The organism is Dyella flagellata (assembly GCF_030160275.1).
GTDB lineage: Bacteria > Pseudomonadota > Gammaproteobacteria > Xanthomonadales > Rhodanobacteraceae > Dyella_B > Dyella_B flagellata.
The window spans coordinates 132,800-148,977 of sequence record NZ_BSOA01000013.1 but is presented as its reverse complement, the minus strand read 5'-3'; the positions used below and the strand labels follow the sequence as shown (position 1 = coordinate 148,977).

The 16,178-nt window shown below is 63.2% G+C and carries 15 protein-coding genes; 5 read left to right on the top strand and 10 right to left on the bottom strand.

Going from position 1 to position 16,178, the window contains the following annotated elements; genetic code table 11:
- The coding region (locus QQJ96_RS07920) for an alpha/beta fold hydrolase (protein WP_284331438.1) at nucleotides 1-1,041 on the top strand (1,041 nt) is incomplete at its 5' end.
- Between the two features lie 140 nt (nucleotides 1,042-1,181).
- On the opposite strand, the gene QQJ96_RS07915 is transcribed toward QQJ96_RS07920, so the two are convergent.
- From QQJ96_RS07915 to QQJ96_RS07900, 4 genes are read right to left on the bottom strand one after another with little or no spacing between them, the layout of a single operon-like run.
- On the bottom strand, nucleotides 1,182-2,084 hold the full coding sequence (locus QQJ96_RS07915; RefSeq protein ID WP_284331437.1) for an efflux RND transporter periplasmic adaptor subunit: 903 nt from the start codon (nucleotides 2,082-2,084) through the stop codon (nucleotides 1,182-1,184).
- A 51-nt stretch (nucleotides 2,085-2,135) separates the two neighbouring features.
- Complete coding sequence (locus QQJ96_RS07910; RefSeq protein WP_284331436.1) at nucleotides 2,136-2,909, bottom strand: ABC transporter ATP-binding protein; 774 nt, start codon at nucleotides 2,907-2,909, stop codon at nucleotides 2,136-2,138.
- A gap of 2 nt (nucleotides 2,910-2,911) precedes the next feature.
- Nucleotides 2,912-4,045, bottom strand: a complete 1,134-nt coding sequence (locus QQJ96_RS07905; RefSeq protein ID WP_284331435.1) for an ABC transporter permease — start codon at nucleotides 4,043-4,045, stop codon at nucleotides 2,912-2,914.
- Complete coding sequence (locus QQJ96_RS07900) at nucleotides 4,045-5,496, bottom strand: TolC family protein (protein ID WP_284331434.1); 1,452 nt, start codon at nucleotides 5,494-5,496, stop codon at nucleotides 4,045-4,047. The genes QQJ96_RS07905 and QQJ96_RS07900 overlap by 1 nt, the downstream gene beginning before the upstream one ends.
- Nucleotides 5,497-5,678: 182 nt before the next feature.
- Between QQJ96_RS07900 and QQJ96_RS07895 the strand changes: the two genes are divergently transcribed.
- Together QQJ96_RS07895 and QQJ96_RS07890 are read left to right on the top strand one after the other, a co-directional pair.
- Entirely contained in the window at nucleotides 5,679-6,380 is a 702-nt protein-coding gene (locus QQJ96_RS07895; RefSeq protein WP_404649045.1) for an HAD-IB family phosphatase, read from the top strand.
- A 127-nt stretch (nucleotides 6,381-6,507) separates the two neighbouring features.
- Complete coding sequence (locus QQJ96_RS07890) at nucleotides 6,508-7,917, top strand: aspartate aminotransferase family protein (RefSeq protein ID WP_284331432.1); 1,410 nt, start codon at nucleotides 6,508-6,510, stop codon at nucleotides 7,915-7,917.
- 466 nt (nucleotides 7,918-8,383) lie between these two features.
- Here QQJ96_RS07890 and QQJ96_RS07885 read toward each other — a convergent pair whose 3' ends face one another.
- Together QQJ96_RS07885 and QQJ96_RS07880 are read right to left on the bottom strand one after the other, a co-directional pair.
- Nucleotides 8,384-9,787 (bottom strand): sensor histidine kinase, encoded by a 1,404-nt coding sequence (locus QQJ96_RS07885; RefSeq protein WP_284331431.1) that lies wholly within the window; start codon nucleotides 9,785-9,787, stop codon nucleotides 8,384-8,386.
- Nucleotides 9,784-10,458 carry a response regulator gene (locus tag QQJ96_RS07880; protein WP_284331430.1) on the bottom strand — a complete coding sequence of 225 codons (675 nt, stop codon included), beginning with the start codon at nucleotides 10,456-10,458 and terminating at the stop codon, nucleotides 9,784-9,786. Before QQJ96_RS07880 ends, QQJ96_RS07885 begins: the two co-directional genes overlap by 4 nt.
- 221 nt (nucleotides 10,459-10,679) lie before the next feature.
- On the opposite strand from QQJ96_RS07880, the gene QQJ96_RS07875 reads away from it, so the two are divergent.
- Nucleotides 10,680-12,899, top strand: coding sequence for a M1 family metallopeptidase (locus tag QQJ96_RS07875; protein WP_345782700.1), 2,220 nt, complete (start codon nucleotides 10,680-10,682; stop codon nucleotides 12,897-12,899).
- 11 nt (nucleotides 12,900-12,910) lie between these two features.
- Complete coding sequence (locus tag QQJ96_RS07870; protein ID WP_284331429.1) at nucleotides 12,911-13,783, top strand: hypothetical protein; 873 nt, start codon at nucleotides 12,911-12,913, stop codon at nucleotides 13,781-13,783.
- A gap of 179 nt (nucleotides 13,784-13,962) precedes the next feature.
- Here the strand turns inward: QQJ96_RS07870 and QQJ96_RS07865 are convergent, their stop codons facing one another.
- The 4 genes from QQJ96_RS07865 to QQJ96_RS07850 form a co-directional block, all read right to left on the bottom strand.
- A complete protein-coding gene (locus QQJ96_RS07865) occupies nucleotides 13,963-14,526 on the bottom strand; it encodes a HutD/Ves family protein (RefSeq protein WP_284331428.1) in 564 nt (187 codons plus the stop codon).
- Nucleotides 14,523-15,065 (bottom strand): GNAT family N-acetyltransferase, encoded by a 543-nt coding sequence (locus tag QQJ96_RS07860; protein WP_284331427.1) that lies wholly within the window; start codon nucleotides 15,063-15,065, stop codon nucleotides 14,523-14,525. The genes QQJ96_RS07865 and QQJ96_RS07860 overlap by 4 nt, the downstream gene beginning before the upstream one ends.
- 6 nt (nucleotides 15,066-15,071) lie before the next feature.
- A complete protein-coding gene (locus QQJ96_RS07855) occupies nucleotides 15,072-15,542 on the bottom strand; it encodes an SET domain-containing protein (protein ID WP_284331426.1) in 471 nt (156 codons plus the stop codon).
- A 98-nt stretch (nucleotides 15,543-15,640) separates the two neighbouring features.
- Nucleotides 15,641-15,988 (bottom strand): ComEA family DNA-binding protein, encoded by a 348-nt coding sequence (locus QQJ96_RS07850; protein WP_284331425.1) that lies wholly within the window; start codon nucleotides 15,986-15,988, stop codon nucleotides 15,641-15,643.
- Between the last annotated feature and the right edge of the window lie 190 nt (nucleotides 15,989-16,178).

Below are 16,178 nucleotides of genomic sequence, written 5' to 3'. Positions count from 1 at the left end.
GAGGCGTATGCGCGCGAACGCTACGAGGCGCCGCAAGGGCAAGTCGAGCAGATCCTGGCGCATATCTGGCAGGAGCTGCTGGGCGTGGAGCGGGTGGGGCGGCATGACAACTTCTTCGCGCTTGGCGGACACTCGTTGTTGGCCATGCGCATGATCCAGCTGTTACGTCTTGGATACGAACATGACGTACCGCTGACCGCGCTATACGAGTCACCGACCATCGCCGGGCTAGCTGATCGGCTTAAGACCCCGGGACAAACGATCGAGCAATTTCGTTCGCGCGAAATGCTGCTGCCATTGAGGTCGGAAGGGGACGGCCCGGCTTTGTTTTGCATGCATCCCGGCGCCGGAATTGGCTGGGCCTATCTAGGCTTGTTGCGCCACCTGCCTGGGCACCCTATCTACACGCTGCAGTCTCGTTCGTACAGCCAGGCCGATTACGCGGCGGAGTCGATCCACGCCATGGCGGCGGACTACCTGACGAAAATTCAAGCAGTTCAGCCAACCGGCCCTTATCACCTGCTCGGTTGGTCGATCGGCGGCTATCTCGCGCATGCCGTTGCCACCTTGTTGCAGGAGAAGGGAGAGCAAGTAGGGCTGCTGGTGATCCTGGACAGCTATCCCGTACCTGAAGTCGACCGCGCGTCACCCATACCCAACGGCGATGAGCTGGAGCAATTCATACGGCGCCACCTGGGCGAGTTGGGCTATACAACGCGCGATCTGGATGATTCCTTGGTGGCCTCGATGGCCAAGGAGCTGGAAATGTCCGCGCTGCTCATGCGCGAATTCAAGCCCGCGGTATTTCATGGAAACGTATTGTTTTTCAGGGCTTGCGACGATACGGCCGACCGCCCCCCGATAGACGCATGGAAACCTTTTGTTGCCGGTGGCATGGCGGTTCACGGCATTGATTGCGATCACGGAGCCATGATGCAGACCGGGCCGCTTACGCAGATTGGTCCGATTGTGGCCGATGCGCTTGCAGCGGGCGTCGAAACGAGCGTCGGTCGTGCGGATGACCTGGTTTGCGATGTTTGACTTCGTAGGTTGGGGGTGTTTCCCCCAACCTCCCCCTTTTTTACGCGCTCGCACTGTTGCGACATGCAGCAACAGTGCGAGGAAAAAAGCGGGGGCTACTGGGGCACACCCCATGGGCACCCCACCTTTCGTTGCGGGTCTTACTTCGAGGGGAACTTCACCAGCACGCGTTGACCGATGCGCAATGGCGTGGATGGCGGCTGGTCAAAGCTCAACACGCATTCCACCGAGCGCGTAGTGGCGCGCACCTGCGGATCGTCTTCCAGCGTACTGGTTCCGAACACCTTGCCTATGCGCAGCACGTGCGCCTTCAGCGGTGCCATGCCGCTGCCGCTGTCATCGTCCACTTCGGCAGGCATGCCTTCATGCACGACGCTGATGAAGGATTCGTTGAGTTCGGCGCGCACGATGCGCGGTGAATCAGGCAGCATCACGAAAACGGGGCCGGTCGCAGGCGATACCGAGGCGCCGGGCTGCACCATGCGCTGCACGATCTCGCCGTTGACCGGTGCGCGCAGGCTGCGCAGTTCCAGCTGATAACGGGCGCCGGCTACTTTCTGCATAGCCAGTGCCGCGGCCGCGCGAGCGTTGGCCAACTCGGTCTGCGCTTGCCGTGCGGCTTCCCGCGCATCGTCCGCGCTTTGCGCGTCGCCTGCGCCAAGCTTGGCGGCCTGCTCCAGCCGGGACGCGCGCAGTTCGGCCGACTTGGCGCGTTGTTCCAGCGCGCCGATCTGCGCCGCGGCTTGCTGCTGTTCGGCGAGTGTCGTATCCAGGGCCAGCTTGGCCGGTTGCGGGTCCAACTGCACCAGCAACTGGCCTTTCTGCACGTGGTCGCCTTCATGCGCGTCGACCTGTGCGACGACACCCTCACTGGGCATGGCGAGCTTGAGCAAGCCCCCTTCGATGTCGATGCGTCCACGCGCTACCGCCGCATACGCCGATGCTCCGATGGCGGCCCCGGAAGCGGGTGCCTGGTCTTGCGAACAGCCGGCCAGCAGCGCGGCTAGCAAGGCCAACGGAAGGCGCAGATCACGCAAAGTCATGCATAGGTTCCTAAAAGAAAGCAGGCTTGCCCGCAAGATTCGTCCCTCACCTCAATACCCCGATCGAGTCGGGGGCTGGCTTTCTCCCTGCAAGGGGAAGGCAGCAGCGGGCGGCACATGGTCGCTCAGAATGCGGCCGTCTTCCATCGCCAGCACGCGGTCGGCATGGTGGACCAGGCGCGGATCGTGGCTGACGCACAGCACGGTGGTGCCGTGCGCGCGGGCAATGCGATGCAGGATGTCGATCACGATCTGGCCATTGGCGGCATCCAGCGCACTGGTGGGTTCGTCGGCGAACAGCAGTTCCGGCTCCTTGGCCAGCGCGCGCGCGATGGCGACACGCTGTTTTTCGCCGCCGGACAACTCGGCCGGGAGCAGCCGCATGCGCGGACCCAGGCCTACTTCCTCCAACGATTCCACCGCGCGCTTGCGTACCACTTCCTTGGCCAGTCCCATGTAGCTCAGGGGCAGTTCCACCTGCTCCAGGGCGGTCAAGGCCGGGAACAGGTTGAAGCCCTGGAACACGAAGCCGGTATGCTGCAGGCGGAAGGATTCCAACGCCCGCGTGCTCATTCCGCTCAGTTCATGGCCAAGCGCGCGCACATCGCCTCCGTCCGCGGGCTGCAGGCCGCTTAGGATCGCCAGCAAGGTGCTCTTGCCACAGCCGGAAGGGCCGGAAATCAGGGTGAGTTCGCCGGTGTGCACGTCCAGGGTGAGATCGTGCAGCACCGTGCTTTGGAGGCGGCCGGAAACAAAGGACTTGCGCACGCTGCGGGCTTGCAGCGCCGGAGTACCTGAAGCGGAAGTGGAAGCGATCGTGGACATGCTTATCTCAGCAGGCTCGCCGGATCGGCGCGGCGCAAGGTGCGCACGGCGGCCAGGCCGGACACGATCGCCAGCGCCATGCTCAGCGCCAGGCAGACGATGGTGGTGAGCGGGTTCAGATCCATCGGCACGCTACGGTTGCGCGCGATGACGAGCAGGATCAGGCCGATGACGATGCTGCACAGCAATCCCAGCGCGCCCACCCAGAACGCCTGTTCCATCACCACTTTGCGCAGCGAGCCGCGGCCGACGCCCAATGCGTTCAAAGTGGCGTATTCGCGGATCGAACCGATCACCGCGGCAATCAGGGTCTGGCTGGTGATCACCGAACCGACCAGGAACACGATGCCGGCGAGGAACAGCACGCCGGCGCCGGCGCCCGTGTCGAACATCCAATACAGGCTCGATTCGCGCGCGAAAGCCTTGGCCGTCCAGACAGTGTACGGCCCGAACGCATTCGAGCCGTTCAGGCGGTTGGCCACCACTTTAGGCTTCGCGCCATGGCGGACCTTGGCAACGAAATAGGTCATCATGCCCGCATCGTCGCGCGAGAGATCGAGCACGCGTGCCGTTTCCAGCGAAGCGACGATGTTCACGCCACCCAGTGCGCGCAAGCCGCTGCTTACGCCGACCACTCTCACTCGCTGGCCATTGATGGCTGCGACGTCACCGATGTCGACGCCCAGGCTGTCCAGGTCGGCCTTGTCCACGATCACCGCGCCGGGTTCGTTCAGGCGCGCTCGCAGCGCGGGCGGCAGGGCCCGCGAGAACATCATGCCGTCGGGACGTACATCGATGCCGGATACGAACACCGACACGCCACCGGTGTCGCGCGAGCCACGCCAGTCGGCATCCACCCAGCGAAACGGCTCCACCTTCACCACGTCCGGATCCATGCGCAAACGCATCGCTACGTCTTCGCTGATGGGGCGGCCGAGGTTCACGCTCTGCGTGCCCGGATAACCTGCCCACAGATCGGCGGAAGAGCCGGTGATGTAGACACTGGCGCTACCGAAGATGCCCAGCACCAGTGCCGCCTGCAGCAATTGCAGCAGGCTGGCGAAACCTACCGCAAGTATCGCCGGCAGAAAGCGGCGCCATTCGTACACCAGGGTCTTGCGTGCCAGCGCCACCATCACTTGGTTTCCTTGCGCTCGCCCAGTGCCTTGTAATCGGCGGCGACATTGACCGGCGGCTGCGGCGCGCCGCCCAGCGCCTTGTACAACGACACATAGGCGAGGTCGTGCTCGGCGCGCGCGGATACCAGCGCGAGCTGGGCGTTGTCCTGGGCGATCGTCGCGTCCTGCAACTCCAAGGTGCTGGCGAGGCCGAGGCTGCGGCGCTTGCCCAGTGCGGAAACGTTCTCGCCCAGTGCCTGCGCCGCTTGCTGGGCCCAGGTCTCGCGCACGTGTGTCTGCTCAAGGTCGCCCATGGCTGTTTCGGTTTCGGCCACGCCCTGCAGGACCGCCTGGCGGTAAGCGTAGACCGCCGCCTTCAGCCCATGCTTTTGAGCGCGGGCCTTGGCCATGCGCATGCCCCAGTCGAATAGCGGCATGTCGATCACCGGGCCGGCCGAGAAAATGCTGTCGCCGGAACGAATGAGCCGGCGTTCGGTCAACAGATTTACCGACCAATCCAGCGAGCTGCCCAGGCCGATATGCGGATAGACGTCGGCACGGCTGATCCCTGCTTCGCCAGCCGCCCGCAACACTTCCGCTTCGGCAGCGGCGATCTCCGGGCGCGTGCGCAGCAAATCCGCCGGCGCGTGAGTCATTTGCCAGTCGCCCAGTTGCGGCTGCGCGCCACCTTCCAGCCAGGCCGGATCGGGTTCGCTCTGGCCGAGCAGCACGGCCAGTTGCTGTGCGTTCGCATTGATGGCGCGCTGCGGCTCGGTCAAGGCCATTTCGGCATTGGCGAGTTCTGCCTTGGCCGAGGCGACCTCGGTCGGAGCGACCAGCTTCAGGCCCGCGCGCAGCTGGAGCAAATGCAGCTTTTCCTGGTTCGCATCGCGCACGCCAGCAAGCAGCTTTGCCTGCTGCTGGGCCGTACGCAGCGAGACCCAGCAACGCGCCACTTCCGCCACCAGGGTGACATAGGTGCCTTGCAGGTTCGCCCGCGCCGCATCGAGATTGCCGGCGGCGAGCCGTTGCGTGCTCTTCAATGCACCAAACAACGGCATTTCCCACAGCGCATCGAAGCCCACGATGAAGTAGGAAGCGCTGGCGTCGGGCTGGATCACCTGATTGGTATCGAAACGCAGGCTGGGCAAATAGGGGTCGTTGCTGTGCCGGTACAGGGTGCGCGCCGCGAGCAGTCGTTCGGAGGCGGCCTTTACGTCCAGGTTATGCTCCAGGGCACGCTGCACCAGGGCATCCAGCGCCGGGTCGTTGAACGCCTGCCACCAGTTCCTCAGGTCCGGCTGAGCGGGGCTGGGGGCGGTGGCCGTCGGCGCGTTGCGCCATGCCTGCGGTACTGGCGGCTTCAGGGCCGGCAAAGGGGTTGCGGCGCAGCCGACCAGCGTGGTCAGGACCAACGCGCAGAGCAGGCGAACAGCGGGGGATGCATGACGCAGTGCGGAATCGGGCACGGGCTGGAGACCGTAATTAAGGCGCGCAAAGGCTGTAAGCATAACGGGTTACAGGGCCTAACTGCCGCTTCCTGGCACAAGCAGGCTGATGTTTGGCTGGGTGTAGGCGAAAACGGTCGGAAAGCCGCTCGAAAGGGGGGCTTCGTCATGATGGGGCTCATCTTGAGCTTGGGGCGGTGCGCGTGGCTGCTTGGAACATCCTGTGCGATTTCGACGGAACCATCTCCGTCGAGGACGTGATCGACTCGCTGCTGGATCGTTTCGGCCGCCCCGGCTGGGAAGCCCTGGAGCAGGATTGGCGCGCCGGCCGCATCGGTTCGCGCGAGTGCATGAGCGGCCAGGTGGCCTTGCTCGACGTGAGCCGCGAGAACCTTGACGAGCACCTGGACGGGCTGTGGATCGACCACGCTTTCCCGGCCTTCGTGGCGCGCACGGTGGAACTCGGCACGCCCATGCGTATCGTGAGCGACGGCCTGGACTACGCCATCCATCGAATTCTTGGACGCTACGGTTTGGATAATCTCCCGCTCGCCGCCAATCACCTGGCTCCGGGCGAGCCGCCCCGGCAATGGCAACTCACTTCGCCGTTCCAGAGCGAAGGCTGCCGCAGCGGTACTTGCAAGTGTGCATGCGTAGCGCAGGCGCGGATCGGTGGCGGCAAGACGCTGCTGATCGGCGACGGCGCATCCGATTTCTGTGCGGCCGACCGCGTGGACTTCGTATTCGCCAAGCATCGCTTGATCGAGCATTGCCGTGCTTCGGGCATTCCCTACGTGCCGATCACCGGTTTCGAAGATGCGCTGGAACTGCTGCCGCGCTTGCTGGATGGCAGCCTGCTGGCCGAACACGAGCCGCGGGAGCTGCCGGCGGTTTCAAATTTCTGAGCTAGCCTTCGCGCATTTTGCGTGACACCTGATTTTCCGCGTCGTCGTTCCCGCGAAGCTAAGGAATTTCGACCAGGCAACATCAGGCCGGTACGGTCTCTCTTTTTTTCCATTCCCTCTCTCTGGCATGAACACCTACGATCCCAACGTCGCCTCCTACGTCATACCTGACGAGCAACTGCTTGCTGACGAAGCGCAATACAGCTCCTTCGGCGACACCGTGCACTATGTCGACCCGCCGAAGATCTTCCGTCACGGCCAGGGCAGCTACATGTACGACACGGCCGGCGTGCCGTTCCTCGATCTGCAGATGTGGTACTCGGCGGTCAATTTCGGCTACGGCAACAAGCGCCTCAACGACACGCTGAAGCGTCAGATCGACGTGCTGCCGCAAGTCGCCAGCCAGTACCTGCACCAGACGCGCATCGAACTGGCCAAGACCATCGCGGTCGACGCGCAGCAGAAATTCGGCCTGAAGGGGCGCGTGCACTTCAACGTGGGCGGTGCGCAGGCGGTGGAGGATTCGCTCAAGCTGGTGCGCAACTACAAGAACGGCAAGAGCCTGATGTTCGCCTTCGAAGGCGGTTATCACGGCCGTACGCTGGGCGCTTCGTCGATCACTTCCAGCTACCGCTATCGCCGCCGCTTCGGCCACTTCGGCGAGCGCGCCATGTTCATCCCGTTTCCGTACCCGTTCCGCCGTCCGAAGGGCATGACCCCGGAAGAGTATTCCGATCACTGCGTGCGCCAGTTCGCGCGCCTGTTCGAAACCGAGTACAACGGCGTGTGGGATCCAAAGGTCAACCAGGCCGAATACGCCGCCTTCTATGTCGAGCCGATCCAGGGCACTGGCGGCTACGTTGTACCGCCGCGCAACTTCTTCAAGGATTTGAAGAAGGTGCTGGACCAGTACGGCATCCTGATGGTGGTGGACGAAATCCAGATGGGTTTCTGGCGCACCGGCAAGCTGTGGTCGATCGAGCATTTCGGCGTCACCCCGGACATCATCGTGTTCGGCAAGGCGCTCACCAACGGCTTGAATCCGCTTTCGGGCCTGTGGGCGCGCGAGGAGATGATTAATCCGACCATCTTCCCGCCCGGCTCCACGCATTCGACGTTCAATTCCAATCCACTGGGTACCTCGCTGGGTCTGGAAGTGATCAAGATGGGCTACGAGCTCGATTACGAGAAGACCGTGCCGGAGAAGGGCGCCTACTTCCTCGAAGGCTTGAAGGATCTGCAAAAGCGCCACAAGGAAATCGGCGACGTCGACGGCTTGGGGCTGGCCTTGCGTGCGGAGATCTGCACTGACGATGGCTTCACGCCCAACAAGGCACTGTTGGACAAGATGGTCGACATCGGCCTGGCAGGGGACCTCGAACACAACGGCAAGAAGATCGGCCTCGTGCTGGACGTGGGCGGCTGGTACAAGAACGTGATCACGTTCGCGCCGTCGCTGGACATCAGCTACGAGGAAATCGATCTGGCCATGCTGCTGCTCGACCAGTTGCTGACCAAGGCCAAGAAGGCGATGTAGGGCTTTTACGCCCTTTCCCGCTTGGATCGGGCGTGAGTTTTTTTGTCGATGTTCCCATGCAGGGGAAGCTGACAAACATGGCGGCGCTTGGCGCCGCCTTTTTTTGTAGGCTGGGATGACAATCCCAGCATCGCGATAGGCATGCATGGCAATGCTGGGGTTTGCACCCCAGCATCCCTAGGGATGCTCTGATCTATTCCACGTACCCGTCACCGCACTGTATGCGCGCCTGGCAGCGACCCAGTGGCGAAGGCAGACTGGCCGTCTGTCTAGACACTGGGTCGCTGCCAGGCGCGCATACAGTGCGGCCCCAACCCTTTGAATTTTAATGACGGGGTGACGTCCAGAAGGCCCGCAGGCCGTGCCCCGCGGCTTGAACAGACGGCCAGTCTGCCCTGTGCCACGCGGCACGCCCTGCGGGCCTTCTGGACGTCATGCCGGGCACGCGGAATAGATCAGAGCATCCCTAGGTATCGCGCGCCTGCGGAAAAACGATCTCCACCCGCAAACCCTGTCCGTTGCCGCCGCTGCGATAACGCACGCGCGCGTCATGCCATTCGGCAATGCGCTGCACGATCGCCAAGCCCAGTCCGCTGCCTTGTTCCTCGCTGCCGGGCACGCGGAAAAAGCGTTCGCCCAGGCGTTCGATCCATGCGGGCGGTACGCCGGGGCCGTTGTCTTCCACGGCCAGGCAGACGTACTTGTCTTCGCGATCGAGCGACACCGTCATCAGGCTGCCGCGTCCGGCATAGCGCAAGCCGTTATCGATCAGGTTGTCCAGCATTTCCTGCAGGCGATGGCGATCCCCTTCGACGGCCAGAGGGCCGGCGGGGCCTTCGTAGCCCAGGTCGATGTCGGCGGCCAGTGCTTCGTACACGCGCTGGCCGACCAGTTCGGGAACCAGCACGGCCAGATCCAGTCGTTCGGTATCGCCTGCTTCGTGCCCTGCCGTTTGCGCCCGCGTAAGCGCGAGCAATTGGCTTGAAGTGCGATTGGCCCGCAGGATCAAGCGCTGGATGTGATTGAGGGCGTCCCTGATCGTGGCAGGGTCGGAAGCGGCTTGTGCCCGCTCCGCATGTACGCTCAACCCGGCAAGTGGCGTACGCAGCTGATGCGCAGCGTCGGCGATGAAGCGCTCATGCAAGGCCAGCATGCCGCGCAGGCGCGCGAACAGGCCGTCGATGGTGCGGGTGAGCGGCAGGATCTCCACCGGCACTTCGGCGTCGCCGATCGGCGCCAGGTCATGTTCGCGATTGGCGAGCTGGTTGGTGAGCGGCTCCAGTTGACGCAAGCTGCTGCTCACGCCCAGCCATACCAGCACAAAGGCCGCAATGATCAGCAGCGCCTGGGCAGGAATGCTGAGCAGCAGAATTTGCCTGGCTTCCAGATGCCGGTCGCGCAGCGTCTCGGCGATGGTCACCTCGAGCAGGTCGCCCGGCTCGCGCGGATTGGCCATCTGGATGCTGGCCGCGCGCAAGGCATGCTTCTCGATGCGGATGTCATAAAGCTGCGGTGCGCTGCCGTCGGCGAACAAGCCGCGGGTCGGCTTCAGTACCGGGTTGCCGGCGATCAGGCCGTGACGTTCGCTGAACACGCTGAAGTAGTTGCGTCCTTCCGGTTCGTATTCCAGCAGGAATTGCGCCTGCGGTGCGACGCGGCCATCCGGGCTCTTGTTGGCCATCAGCTGCACCAGGGTCAGCGTGTCGTTGACCAGGTTCACGTCGTGCACGTGGTTGGCGTAGATCAACGCGCCGATGTAGGTGATCAAGCTGTTCAGCAGCAGCAGCGCGGTGAGCGGCACCAGCAGGGTGGTCAGCAGGCGCCTGCGCAGGCTTTGGCGTGCATGGCGCCACCGCGTGCGCTGGCTCATGCTTCCTTGACCCCTTCGAGCAGGTAGCCCAACCCGCGGATGGTGCGTACCTGTGTGCCCGAATCGGTCAGCTTGCGGCGCAGGCGATAGATTGCTATGTCCAGGCCGTTGTCGGTGAGTTCCTGGTCCCAACTGCACAGCGCTTCGATCAATTGCGCGCGGCTGGTGACTCGATCGGGGCGGGCCGCCAGCGCTTCGAGCAGGCCGAATTCGCGCGCGGTGAGTTCCAGCGGTTTTTCGTCCACCCAGGCGCGATGGCCGGGCAGATCCAAGCGCAAGCGGCCGATGGTGATTTCCGGCGCACCTTGCGTGGTGTAGCGGCGCAACAAGGCGCGCACGCGCGCCTCGAACTCGGCCAACGCAAACGGCTTGACCAGGTAATCATCGGCGCCAAGGTCGAGCACTCGCACACGCTCACGCAAGCCTTCGCGTGCGGTGATCACCAGCACCGGCAGGCCGCTGCCGCGTTTGCGCGCGCGCTGCAGCACTTCGCTACCATCCAGGCCGGGCAGGCCAAGATCGAGCACGAGCAGGTCGTAGGGAGTATCTTTCAGCGCGGCGTCGGCGCGCACACCGTCGGCGACGTGATCGACAGCGTGGCCGCCTTGACGCAGCGCTGCACTGACGCCGGCGGCAATGGAGGGATCATCTTCGGCAATCAGGATGCGCATGGTCGAAGGGCTCCGTCTGGCCCGGGGTGTTGCGGTATAGCCATGATTTTCCGCGGGTTCCCGTCGAAAACGGCTGGATGGTGGGCAGCTTAGCGCGTGTATCTGGATTCGCACAGATGTACCGGGCCAGTCATCGGGGCGCCGCCACATGACGTTTGGCGGATGCCTTGGCTGCCGGGCTTGGCGCACGCTCGATCAAACTTATGAAGGGGAGGCCATCGATGAGCTTTGCAACGAGCAGGAGCGGGCTGTGGCTTGCGGCGTGCGCGGTGTTATGGTCGTGCCAGGCCATGGCGCAGGCCACGGCGCCCGCACAGGCGGCCAGCGCAGCATCTCAAACAGCACTGCAGGAAATTCCATTCGCACCCGCGCACGACACCATCATTACCACGCAGAGCGCGCAGAACGCCTGGGGCGGGGAGCGCACCGGCACCGAACCGACGCTATCCGACCGCGTGGTGAGCTACACCATCGATGCGGACCTGGATGCCGCCAAGCATGCGGTGACCGGCAAGGAGCACATGACCTGGCGCAACCGTAGCGATCGCGCGGTGAGCAGCGTCTATTTCCATCTTTACCTCAATGCCTTCCAGAATGAAGGCAGTACCTTCTTCTCCGAGCGCAAGGTGCTCACCGCGCATGGCCATGCGCGCGGTAACGCAGTGCTGGAAAAAGGCCAGTGGGGTGGCATCCGCCTGCAAAGCGTGCAGCAGAGCGGTGCGCCGTTGAAATGGAGTTTCGTGCATCCGGACGGTGGTCCGGCCACGGATGAAACGGTAGTGCGCATCGACCTGGCACAGCCGGTGCCCGCAGGCGGCAGCCTGGCGCTGGATATCGACTTCTTGAGCCAATTGCCGCGCGTGGTGGAACGCACCGGATGGTGGGGCGATTTCAATCTGGTCGGCCAGTGGTTCCCGAAGATCGGCGTGCTGGAGCTGCCCGGCGAAAGGGGCGCCACGCAAGTGCGCTGGAACGTGCATGAGTTCCATTTCGCCAGCGAGTTCTACGCGGATTTCGGTCTGTATGACGTGCATCTGACGGTGCCCAGTGATTACACCGTGGGCGCGGTAGGCAAACTGCAAGGCGCGCCGGAACAAAACAACGGCAAGACGACGTATCACTTCGTGCAGGGTGACGTGCACGATTTTGCGTGGGTGGCCGCCAAGGGCTACAAGACCATGGATGGCAGCTATGCAGGACCGGGCAGCCCGAAAGTCGCGGTACGCGTGATCTATCCGTCGGAATACGAAGCGTCCGCCGCGCCTACGCTGAAGTCGACCATCGATTCGCTCGGCTACTTCTCGCGCACGCTGGGACCCTATCCTTATGAAACGGTCACCGCGGTCATTCCGCCTTATAACGCGGATGAGGCCGGCGGTATGGAGTATCCGACCTTCTTCACTTCGGAAGGCTACAAAGTGGTCGAGCCTGACACGGTGTTTCAGACGCTCAGCGATTTCGTGAACATCCACGAATTCGGCCACGGTTATTTCTACGGCATCCTCGCCTCCAATGAATTCGAGGAGCCGATCCTTGACGAAGGGCTCAACGAATACTGGGACAACCGCATGCTGCGCGAGCGCAAGCAGGACCTGGTGCTTGCCACGCCGTTTACCAAATGGCTGGGGATTACGCCGCACTTCAGTGGCTTTGCGTTCGAACGCCTGAGCGCGAGTTTGTTCCACCCGGCCGATCCCTTGGCGCAGAACAGCTGGGACCGTTTGTCCGTCAACAGCTACGGCACCGTATATTCGCGCACTGCCACGGCCATGCATGACCTGGAAGAGCGCCTTGGCCGGCCGGCGTTGGAAAAGGCTTTCAAACTTTATTATCAGCGTTGGCACTTCCGTCATCCTTCGGTCGCCGATTTCCGCGCCGCGCTGATCGACAGCTCGGGCAACGCCAAGGATGTGGATGCCATTTTCAACCAATACGTCTACGGCACGGCCTTCATCGACGACAAGCTGGCCGACATCGACAGCTATGAAGTGTTGCCACAAGCCGGCGTGACCTGGAAGGACGGCAAGCGCACCGAAGTCGATGCCAAGGAACTCGACCAGCAGGTCGACAAGCAGCGCAGCGATTGGGAAAAGGCGCACAAGGACGCCAAGCCCGGTGCTCCGGGGCCCTTCCCGTGGCATAGCACGGTGACCGTGCAGCGTGATGGGGTGTCCGCGCCGGAGTTGTTGCGCGTGAGCTTCGAGGACGGCACTCACCAGGATGTCGTCTGGAACGACGACCGCCGCTGGGCGCGCTTCGATTTCGTGAAGCCCAGCAAGGTGGTGTCGGCGGAACTCGATCCGGACCAGCACAACCTGCTGGATCGCGACCGCTTCAACAACAGCCAGACCACCGAACCGAACGGTGCGGCGTCGCGCCGCTGGACTGCCGACGTCGCAGCGCTGCTGCAGAGTTTCTACGCCTTGCTGGCAACCATGTGAGGGCCGCAACCATGTCTCGTACTCCAAGTTTTGCGGTGGTGCTGTCCAGCATGAGCGCCGCTGTGCAATGGCGGTTGCTGTTGCTGTGGCTGTTGATCATGCTGATTCCGGTCGCGCTGGTGGCCTTGCCGTTGTGGACCATGCTTGGCGGCTTGCTCGATACCTCGGTGCATTCGGCCGAATGGGCACAGGGTTTCAACGACATCATGTTCGGCGATGTGATCACCAGCTTGTCCGATCATCCGCAGTGGTTGCTGACCGGCATGGCCATTGCACAGGCGACGACCTTGCTGCTGTCGCCGTTCCTGACCGGGATGGTGATTGGCAGCGGCCGGGCGGGACGCACACTGGGTTTCGCTGCCCTGCTGCAAAGCGGCCTGGTGGAATACGGCCGCATGTTCCGCTTGTTGTTGTGGGCGCTGATTCCCTATGGTCTGGTGATCGCCGTGCACCTGCTGGGTTCGCACCTGGCGGACAAGCACACGGAGCAGGCAGTGCTGGAATCGCAAGCCGATCGATATGCCGATATCGCGCACTGGGTGCTGATCATCGTATTCGTGCTGATGCAGTCGATCGTGGAATCGGCGCGCGCGGCATTTATCGCCGATCCTTCGTTGCGCTCGGCTACGCGCGCGTTGGGGCGTGGCATCAAGCAATGGTTCCGCCATCCGGTGAAGACCTTGCTGTTCTATCTGGTGGTAACGCTGGTGGGCATGGTATTGGCGTCGGTGTTCGGCCTGCTGAGGATCCACGTGACCGCGATAGGCCTGGCAGGCACCGTCTTGGCAGTGCTGCTTGCTCAGCTGATCGTGCTGGCGTTCGGCTGGATGCGTACGGCGCGCCTGTTTGCCTTGGCGGAAGTGGCGCGGGTGGTTGCTCCATAACTATCGTAGGCTGGGATGGCAATCCCAGCATTGCCATGCGCGCAGCATCGCGATGCTGGGATTCGTGGGGGTTGCCCCAACAGCCCCCTTTTTGTCAGCGCATTGTTGTTGCATGTCGCTAACGTGATGCAACAACAGTGCGACGCCCCAAACGGGGCTGTTGGGGCGAACACCCCAACCTACGCGCCAAGGTGTACCAGCACCAACTCCCCGCCACCCTCGATGCGCACGCGCTCACCAGGCTGCGCATCGATCCAGACATTTGCACCGGCGGCGAACTCGGCGTGCTCGTCATTCACCTGCATGGCCGCGTGGCCGCTCAACACGTGCACGAACCAGCGCCAGGATGCTCGCGCTGGTAGCCACATATCTCCATTCAGCGGCCGCGCGATCAATTCACCCTGCGCCTCGTCGCGCAGCATCAGGTTGAACGCGCGCGTGGCACCTTCGGGTAGAGCGACATAGGGTGCTTCAGCACCATCGAACGCGATGATCTGCAAGCGCAGCAGGGAAAGCTCTCGTGCGGGGCTGAAGCGCAATTGCAGCGGGGCGTCCAGTGCAACGAATTGGCGGCGCGTCGCTGGAAAACTGGAAAATTCACACGCTTGCGTGATTTCGGCCATGCTCAGGCGCCATTGCCAAGCATCGTCGGGCCCGCAGGCGATTTCGGTGGTGATGCCGGCGCCATTCGCCCACGCCTGCTTTTTCAGCGCTTGCGCGGGAATTTGGCGCAACCGGCTCATGCGAAGGCGCGGCGGCGCAAGTCGCGATGCGGGGGATAATAGGCGAAGACGTGGTTGTCGCTGCCGAAGAAATCGATGTCTTCGATATGTTCGCCACCCAGGCGTTCGGCGACACGGTCCGAAGCGTCGTTGCCGACACGTACCAGGCTGATCACGCGCTGCAGGTGCAGTTGATTCCAGGCGTAATCCAGGATCGCCATGCCCGCCTCGGTGGCGTAGCCGTGATGGCGATGGTCGGGCTTGAGCATCCAGCCCATTTCCACGTCCGGCCAGCCTTCCGGATGCAGCAGTCCCGCGCGGCCGATGAACTCGCCGGTGGTTTTCAGTTCCAGCGCCCACATGCCGTAGCCGCGCAATTGCCAATGGCCGATCAGCATGGCCAGCGACCGCCATGCGTTGGTACGGTCCAGCGGCAGGCCGTCGCCGATCCAGCGGGTGCTGTCCGGATCGGCGAGCATCGCCGCGTAGTCGTTGAAGTGACGTTCGGTCAGCGCCGTGAGGCGCAGGCGTTCGGTCATGAAGGTGGGAATGTCGATCATTGCCGATCAGTCGCTTTGGCTCGCGCTATCCAACACTCTGGCCAGGGCGCGGGTGGTGGTCATCAGGCTCTCTTCCCAGGCCAGGCCTATGATCTTCTCACCGGTGGCAGTGTCGATAAAGTCCTCTTCCTGCCCGGGCGGCAGCAGGTGACGGTAATCCACCGTGATTTCGGTGCCGGCGGGCAGGTGGTGCAGGGCGAAGACGAAGCCCAGATGCCACAGGCCGGTGGGATCGAAGCTATGGTTGATGTAGCACTCGTCCGGCCATTCCGGTGACAGCGTGTAGCGATCTTCGAACCAGCGGGCGCTGGCATACAGCAGGTCTGGTTTGGCCAGCAGCTCGTCCAGCCGGTGGGTGCGCTCGATGGCGTCGGGCGCGGTGACGATGCGTCCCGCCTCGACATCTTCTTCCAGGAACAACCCCTTGCCGGCGCCACGGATGGTGGACGCGTCGATACGGTAGCGGGGCAGGATCATGGTGAGGGGTTGGCGGCGGTGGATAGGATTTCGGCGCCGCGGAGTGTAGCGCAAGGATACGGCCCGTGAGAGCGGGCCGTATCGAGGCCTCGCTTGGATCAGTCCTGAGCGGCATCCTCCGTAGCCGCTTTGGACTTCTTTGCATGCCTGGGCTTGGCCGCCGTATCGGCCTTGGGGCCTTCGCTGCCGAGCAGGATGGCGTCGTGGTTGCGTTCCAGCGTGGCTGGGCCCACGCCTTTGACCTGCGACAATTCGTCCACACTCTTGAACGGGCCGTGTTCATCACGGTAGGTCACGATGGCTTTCGCCTTCGCCAGGCCAATGCCGTCCAGCGACTTGGCGATGGTTTCGGCATCCGCGGTGTTGATGTTCACCTGCGTTGCCGCGAAAGCGGGCAGGGCGAGCGACAGCGCCAGACCGGCGAGGATGGCAAACTTCTTCATCATAAAAGTCTCCCTGAGTGAGTTAGCGGCCTGTTCGCGCCGCGTCTTCACTTTGCGTTGTTGCATGGGTGGGGCCCAGTGGGTGGAGCACGTCCAAGCATGGCTGAATTGCGCCAGCGTGGGCGTCATCCATATGCCTTCCAGCTTGTGAGCTTCAGTGCAGGCGCAACCCCGCGCAAATCCTCCTCGATGC

What these genes read in the sequence shown, in the direction of transcription:
- QQJ96_RS07915 (WP_284331437.1), bottom strand. Translation starts at nt 2,084, where the DNA reads ATGACTTTGCGTGATCTGCGCCTTCCGTTGGCCTTGCTAGCCGCGCTG.
- QQJ96_RS07885 (WP_284331431.1), bottom strand. Translation starts at nt 9,787, where the DNA reads ATGAGCCAGCGCACGCGGTGGCGCCATGCACGCCAAAGCCTGCGCAGG.
- QQJ96_RS07855 (WP_284331426.1), bottom strand. Translation starts at nt 15,542, where the DNA reads ATGATCCTGCCCCGCTACCGTATCGACGCGTCCACCATCCGTGGCGCC.
- QQJ96_RS07850 (WP_284331425.1), bottom strand. Translation starts at nt 15,988, where the DNA reads ATGATGAAGAAGTTTGCCATCCTCGCCGGTCTGGCGCTGTCGCTCGCC.
- QQJ96_RS07870 (WP_284331429.1), top strand. Translation starts at nt 12,911, where the DNA reads ATGTCTCGTACTCCAAGTTTTGCGGTGGTGCTGTCCAGCATGAGCGCC.
- QQJ96_RS07865 (WP_284331428.1), bottom strand. Translation starts at nt 14,526, where the DNA reads ATGAGCCGGTTGCGCCAAATTCCCGCGCAAGCGCTGAAAAAGCAGGCG.
- QQJ96_RS07890 (WP_284331432.1), top strand. Translation starts at nt 6,508, where the DNA reads ATGAACACCTACGATCCCAACGTCGCCTCCTACGTCATACCTGACGAG.
- QQJ96_RS07910 (WP_284331436.1), bottom strand. Translation starts at nt 2,909, where the DNA reads ATGTCCACGATCGCTTCCACTTCCGCTTCAGGTACTCCGGCGCTGCAA.
- QQJ96_RS07905 (WP_284331435.1), bottom strand. Translation starts at nt 4,045, where the DNA reads ATGGTGGCGCTGGCACGCAAGACCCTGGTGTACGAATGGCGCCGCTTT.
- QQJ96_RS07860 (WP_284331427.1), bottom strand. Translation starts at nt 15,065, where the DNA reads ATGATCGACATTCCCACCTTCATGACCGAACGCCTGCGCCTCACGGCG.
- QQJ96_RS07875 (WP_345782700.1), top strand. Translation starts at nt 10,680, where the DNA reads ATGAGCTTTGCAACGAGCAGGAGCGGGCTGTGGCTTGCGGCGTGCGCG.
- QQJ96_RS07880 (WP_284331430.1), bottom strand. Translation starts at nt 10,458, where the DNA reads ATGCGCATCCTGATTGCCGAAGATGATCCCTCCATTGCCGCCGGCGTC.